The organism is Embleya scabrispora DSM 41855, from assembly GCF_000372745.1.
GTDB classification, from domain to species: Bacteria; Actinomycetota; Actinomycetes; order Streptomycetales; family Streptomycetaceae; genus Embleya; species Embleya scabrispora.
On the sequence record NZ_KB889655.1, the window covers coordinates 1 to 1267 of the forward strand.

Sequence of the window (1267 nt, forward strand, 5' to 3'; positions counted from 1 at the left end):
CAGCGACGCGAGCAGGATGTTGAGCGCGATCTCGTTCGGCGTCTTCTGCCGGGCGGCGCCCTCGACCAGGGCGATCATCCGGTCGATGAAGGTCTCACCGGGCTTGGTCGTGATCCTGACGACGATCCGGTCCGACAACACCTTCGTACCGCCGGTCACCGCGGACCGGTCGCCGCCCGACTCGCGGATCACCGGCGCGGACTCGCCGGTGATCGCCGACTCGTCCACACTCGCGACACCCTCGACGACGTCACCGTCACCGGGGATGACGTCGCCGGCCTCGCAGACGACGAGATCGCCGATCCGCAACTCTGTGCCGGGCACGGCCTCTTCCGAACCGTCGGCGACGAGTCGGCGGGCAACCGTGTCGGTCTTGGCCGCGCGCAGCGTGTCCGCCTGCGCCTTGCCCCGGCCCTCGGCGACCGCCTCGGCCAGGTTGGCGAAGGCCACCGTGAGCCACAGCCACACCGTGACCACCCACGCGAACGTGGTCGAGTCCTTGATTGCCAGGACCGTGGTCAGCACCGAGCCGATCTCGACCACGAACATGACCGGCGAGTGCGCCATGAAGCGCGGGTCCAGTTTGCGCAGCGCGTCCGGCACCGACCGCACCAGTGCTCGTGGTTCGAACAGCCCGGCGGCCACCCGCGACGGCCCGGCCGGGGACGGGTCCGAGGGGTGCTGCGGTGGGTGCGTCACGGACATGGGTGACGGCCCTCCTCGGGTGGGTGAGCCGCGCGGTCGAAACGACGGAGCGCGACGCGTGCGGACGACGACGGTGTCATGTCAGGCCGTCCGCGAGCGGGCCGAGCGACAGCGCGGGGAAGAACGTCAGGCCCGCGACGATCAGGATCACCCCGACGAGGGTGCCCACGAACAGCGGTCGGTGGGTCTTGAGCGTGCCCACCGACACCGGCACGCTGCCCTGCGCGGCCAGCTTTCCGGCCAGGGCCAGCGCGAGCACCATCGGCACGAAGCGGCCGACCAGCATCGCGATCCCGATCCACACGTTGTAGTACGCGGTGTTCGCACCGAGCCCGGCGAACGCGCTGCCATTGTTGTTGGCGCCCGAGGTGAACGCGTACAGCACCTCGGAAAGGCCGTGCGGCGAATCGGAGTTGAGGATCGCCGCCCGCTCACCCGGCAAGGCGAGGGTCAGCCCCGTCAGGGTGAGGATGGTGGCGGGTACCACCAGGATGTAGAGCGCGACCAGCTTCATCTCGCCGGCGCCGATCTTCTTGCCCAGGTACTCGGGCGTGCGACCGAC

2 protein-coding genes are annotated in these 1267 nt (G+C 70.0%); both read right to left on the reverse strand.

Annotated features, from left to right (window positions below):
- A partial coding sequence (locus tag A3IC_RS0116345) for a P-type ATPase actuator domain-containing protein (protein ID WP_026218336.1) occupies positions 1–705 on the reverse strand: 705 nt, incomplete at its 3' end.
- Between the two features lie 76 nt (positions 706–781).
- Positions 782–1267: potassium-transporting ATPase subunit KdpA (locus A3IC_RS0116350; protein ID WP_026218337.1), on the reverse strand; the 486-nt coding region annotated here is incomplete at its 5' end.